At 44.3% G+C, this 4,945-nt stretch carries 5 protein-coding genes; all 5 read right to left on the reverse strand.

Features of this window, described 5'->3' with window-relative positions:
- Positions 1–171 precede the first annotated feature (171 nt).
- Genes O9290_RS12250 through O9290_RS12270 form a run of 5 tightly spaced genes read right to left on the reverse strand, consistent with a single transcriptional unit; the run spans position 172 to position 4,672 of the window.
- Positions 172–690: an FKBP-type peptidyl-prolyl cis-trans isomerase gene (locus O9290_RS12250; protein ID WP_288055549.1), complete on the reverse strand. Its 519-nt coding sequence runs from the start codon at positions 688–690 to the stop codon at positions 172–174.
- Positions 691–696: 6 nt separating this feature from the next.
- Positions 697–1,020: a phasin family protein gene (locus O9290_RS12255; RefSeq protein ID WP_002758682.1), complete on the reverse strand. Its 324-nt coding sequence runs from the start codon at positions 1,018–1,020 to the stop codon at positions 697–699.
- Between the two features lie 14 nt (positions 1,021–1,034).
- Positions 1,035–2,858 (reverse strand): phosphodiester glycosidase family protein, encoded by a 1,824-nt coding sequence (locus tag O9290_RS12260; RefSeq protein ID WP_288055552.1) that lies wholly within the window; start codon positions 2,856–2,858, stop codon positions 1,035–1,037.
- 2 nt (positions 2,859–2,860) lie between these two features.
- Positions 2,861–4,402, reverse strand: a complete 1,542-nt coding sequence (locus O9290_RS12265) for a bifunctional pantoate--beta-alanine ligase/(d)CMP kinase (protein ID WP_288055555.1) — start codon at positions 4,400–4,402, stop codon at positions 2,861–2,863.
- Between the two features lie 51 nt (positions 4,403–4,453).
- On the reverse strand, positions 4,454–4,672 hold the full coding sequence (locus O9290_RS12270) for a YciI family protein (protein WP_080603608.1): 219 nt from the start codon (positions 4,670–4,672) through the stop codon (positions 4,454–4,456).
- Between the last annotated feature and the right edge of the window lie 273 nt (positions 4,673–4,945).

A 4,945-nucleotide genomic window follows, 5' to 3' on the forward strand; every position in this document is an offset into this window, starting at 1 on the left:
TTTGGACTTTTTTCCCCTCAAAAAGTGCCAGCCATTGCGGGGATCGGGGGAAAATTCAGGTACTTTTTCCCTGAAAATTAGGTAGTTGACCACCTCAAAACTGGTAAAACCCCACACCCCACACCCCACACCCCACACCCTGCCACCACCGAAAAGCTTTTTCAGCAAACCCTATTTAACTCCCAACAATTCCACATCGAAAAGTAAAGTCGCGTTGGCAGGAATCACCCCACCGGCACCCCGCGCACCATAACCCAATTCTGGGGGGATAATTAAGGTACGCTGCCCACCGACTTTCATCGATGCGACTCCTTCATCCCATCCTTTGATCACTTGACCAACTCCAATGGTAAAGGTAAAAGGTTGATTGCGATCCTTGGAACTATCGAATTTTTTGCCGTCTGTGAGGGTTCCCGTGTAGTGAACAGTCACTTTTTGACCTTTTTGAGGACTTTCTCCAGTTCCTTCCACGATATCTATGTATTTTAGTCCCGAATCGGTGGTGACTGCTTGATCTAAATCCATGGAGATGATTTCCTTATTAATAGTTTGAGTGATAGCGGGTGGATCGATTTCTGCGGCGATCGCATTGGTTTTTTCCCCTCCACCAAAGAGGGAAGCAACGATTAAAAATAAGCCACAAACCGCAATAATAGCAAAACTGAGCAAGATTTCGCGCATTGATTTCATAGTTCCCTAACGCCAGAGTTTATTCTCTAAGTCTCTCACCTGCCGTTCTAATCTATCAATCCTTCCCCGCAGTTCATCCATTTCCGATTGTCGGGGAACCCCTAAATCCTGCAAGATATTGCGGATATAGCGTTCTAAGTTATTCTCGAAGCTCCCTTGTTCAGACTTCATCTGTGTCATCAGATCATCGACAAAGTTTTTAGCCTGATCGGAATTGATTTTACCGTCTTTTACTAATTCGTCGCTCACTTCTTTGATCTTTTCTGCCACCATGGAAGTAGTACCAATACCCATCAGCAGCAATTGTTTAATCCAGTCGCTATTATCCATTGTTTTCACACTTTTCAAGGAGACGGGGATAAAAATATCCCTATTCCATTATGGACTTTTGCGGCGGTAACGGCAGAGCGATCGAGCAGATAACCCGCCAAGGCTATCCCGGTGGAACTACCCCCATCTAGGTTTAAACCGTCCTTTGCCGACATTAACAGCAAAATTCGGGCTAATTCGCCTAAAGTTGCCCCCCGTCCCCCGACACGATTATGGATAGCCACTAGCAAAATTTTTCCTTCTCGGCTGACTGCGATCGCACTGCGGGAAGCTTGTTGATTTTGGAATGCCGGACTAAATTTTTCGGCATTTCCATCCAAAACTATGCGCCCATTCTGCAATAATAGGGGGCCAGCACCTAAAATCTGAGGATAATTAGCAAAATCTCCCGGTAGGGTGACGCTATCGAGGTTGACTCTTTCACCAATATTTAAACTAATATCTGTCTTTCGGCAGATGACTAAATAGCCGTTTTCCGGTATGTTTATACTATCCTGTGGGAAAAGATTATTTAATTTCTCCGTCACGCGATCGCCTTGAACGACTAACCCGGTTTCGCGCTCGGTGAGGGGATGATAATTACTCCCCCAATCGCGAGTATAACGACTGCAGCCGGCTGTCAGGAAAGCACTATTTAACTGGGTTAGGGGAAAACGTTGTCCGGTGGCAGTAATGAGAGTTTCCTCTAAACTGAGGCGATCGATCCTGATTTTACCACGATTATCCCATGCGATCGCTCCTCGGTTTAAAATTGGTCCAGATAACCATTTGCCATCCACACGAATTGCTCCCAAAGGTAACTGATTATTACGATTAAAAAAGCCGCCATTAATCATCGCTACCGCATTACTTTCGCTATTAATCGTGATCAGGGGATTAGTGCCGCGCATTGAGGTGGAATTAGCGGTAATCGGTTTAATAGTTATCTGAGGATTTCTGGGATCGATTTCTAACCAAGTCACGGGAAACCAATCTTGATCTAACTGGATATATTTTTGATTCCAGATTAACCCTGGTTGCCAAACAATGCGCTTTTCATCCATAGCATCGGGACGAGAATCAATGATAATTCGGGGAGGATTATCCACACTGCTGATCTGTAATCCGTAGGCAGTGGGAAGGTTAACTTTTAAACGACTGATCACCCCATTATTTTCTAAGGAAGTGATCTGAGTGGCTAAGTTATTATTAGAGTTGCCTAGATCATCTTCATCGTTATTTTGATTACTGTTACTAACAGTTTTGGGTTGAAACCTAGAGATAAGCGATTGCTGGGCATTTCCTTCTAGGGTAATCACTGCTTGATTTTTTGCCTGACTAACTTGCCAAAAGGTCGGGCGATCAAGTTGAATAATAATCCTCTGTACTGCCCCATAATTTTCTAGCTGAATATCTTCAATCTGAGGAGCAGGAAAGTTAATATTTAAACTATCGCCATTAATAGTGGTTGTTGCCCCCATTTTTAGTAAAATATCCGTAACGTCTAACCAGCGATCGGGATTGATCAAATTAGCCGATAAAGTTTGTAAATTAAACCAGCTTATCGGTTGCTTTTTCGGATCATTTGTGCTAAGAAAATCCATGCCGAATAATTGTCTTGCTCCCGTGTCACTCATGGCAATTCTGGTACTATTTGCTGCTGTCCACTGTCGCCAAGAAACGGGCAAAGAACGACCATTAAGAATAATTGTTCGTCCCTGTTGCTGGTTTGATAAATCCCTAGCAGCTAAAGTTATTGGTGATCTATGATCGGCTAAAGATATAGCTGGACTGGCGATAATTATCAAGGAAGTTACCGTTAAACAGATAGATGATAAATTCAGATAATTTAACTGCATAATTATCTCCCTAAATTACCTTGGTTAAGATGATAAAGAGCAATGATTTTTTCCGTGACTTCTGTAATACTGAGATGATCGGTATTAACTTCGATCGCATCTGTGGCTTTTCGCAGGGGTGCTAGGGAGCGATTACTATCCAAATAATCCCTTTTTTCAATCTCTTGGGTTAATTCTGCGAGACTAATACCCCCATTTCCCTGCGCTTCTAAGTCTTTTAATCTCCTTCTCGCTCTTTCTTCGGGTGTCGCTGTCAAGAAAATCTTTAATTCCGCTTCTGGAAAAACATTAGTACCAATATCTCGACCTTCCACAACTATTCCCCCCGACATTCCCAGCTGTCTTTGCAGGGTGACTAACTGCTGTCGCACCGCTTTTTGAGCGGCAATTCTGGACACTTGCGCGGTAATTGCGGGAGAGCGAATCTCTAAAGTCACATCCTGCCCATTAATCTTCACTATAGTCACATTTTCGGGATTATCGGCGGGGATTATTGCTATCTTCGCTAAAGATAATAACTCGGCGATGGCCGCTTCTGCGGACAAATCCAGACCGGAATTCACCACTAACCATGTCACTGCGCGATACATCGCACCGGTATCGAGATAGGTTAACCCCAATTTTTCCGCTACTAAGCGCGTTACCGTCGATTTTCCCGCTCCAGCAGGCCCATCAATAGCGATAACTGCCCGACGTTGACGCAAGATAATATTATCAATTAAACGGGTTTGACCGATCGATCCTGCGATCGCTAACAGTCCCCCTGTCTCGATCTGCTCGATCGGTTGTAAACTCTGGGGATGGACTAAATCCAGATACTGACAGCGAAATTCTGGTACTCTGTCGAGATTTTTTTGCACAATAGCCAGTAGTTTTTCCCTTTGTCTTTCCCCTAAACGAAAACTTTCGAGAGCTAATTGCAAACTTTGGGCGATAATTGTCGCTTTTTCCCTTTCTGTGGCTGATAGATACTGATTGCGAGAACTAACGGCTAATCCCGATGTTTCTCGCACTGTAGCACAAGCGCGAATCTCGATCGCTAAATTTAAATCTCTGACTAATTGCCGGATAATCGCTAACTGTTGGGCATCCTTTTCGCCAAAATAGGCGATCGTCGGTGCAATAATATTAAACAACCGCGTGACAATTGTGGCTACTCCCTGAAAATGTCCCGGACGAAAAGCACCACATAACCCGCTAGTCAGAGAAATCGGGGGAACAACTGCGGTTATCTCCTCAGAATCACCAATTCCTAAAGTTTCCGCACTGGGAGCAAAAATAGCAGCAACTCCCAAGGATTCACACAGTTGGCGATCGCTTTCAAAGGTGCGGGGATAGCGAGAAAAATCCTCTGTAGGGCTAAATTGTAGAGGATTAACAAAAATACTAACCACAGTCACCTCCGCTTCCGTCACTGCGCGTCGAATTAGACTAGCATGACCTTTATGGAGAGCGCCCATGGTTGGCACGAGGGCAATACTGTGATCAGGGCGATAATCAGCCAAAAAAGTGCGTAAACCGGGGATTGTCGTGAATATTTGCACAGGGTTCACTCCTTTAATAGCCTATTCCACTACTATTCGCCATTCGTGCAGTTAATACTCCACATAGCCATTTTTAATCAGGGGATGCTGCCCGATGATCGATTCGGCTGCTTCCGGGGAATCGGCTTTAAATAATAACATCCCATCGCCTCTTTCTAGCCAATAACTTGTTTTTGTCTCCCGTCCTGTCTTGAAAGAGGGTGTAGGGTGTAGGGTGTGGGGTGTAGGGAAAGAAACCTCTTTCATCTGTGGGGGTGAAAATTTTTTCATCGGGACTGACTTGATTAAACGCTGCACACAAGTAGGGAGGCACAATTATTTGTAGGATGGGTTAGCGGTAGCGTAACCCATGCGGGTGTTGGGTTTCATGCTTCAACCCAACCTACGTTCATCTTATATTTAACCCACATTCCGCACCCTAAAGTGTCACATTGAAAATTTTATCTAAATCGTCAAAACGATTGCCGGCTCTGAATTACAGGCTAATTTGGTTGCCCAGCAGATGCACAATTAGCCCTAAAAATCTGATAACTCTGATACCAA

This window comes from Microcystis sp. LE19-41.2A (genome assembly GCF_027530405.1).
GTDB classification, from domain to species: domain Bacteria; phylum Cyanobacteriota; class Cyanobacteriia; order Cyanobacteriales; family Microcystaceae; genus Microcystis; species Microcystis aeruginosa.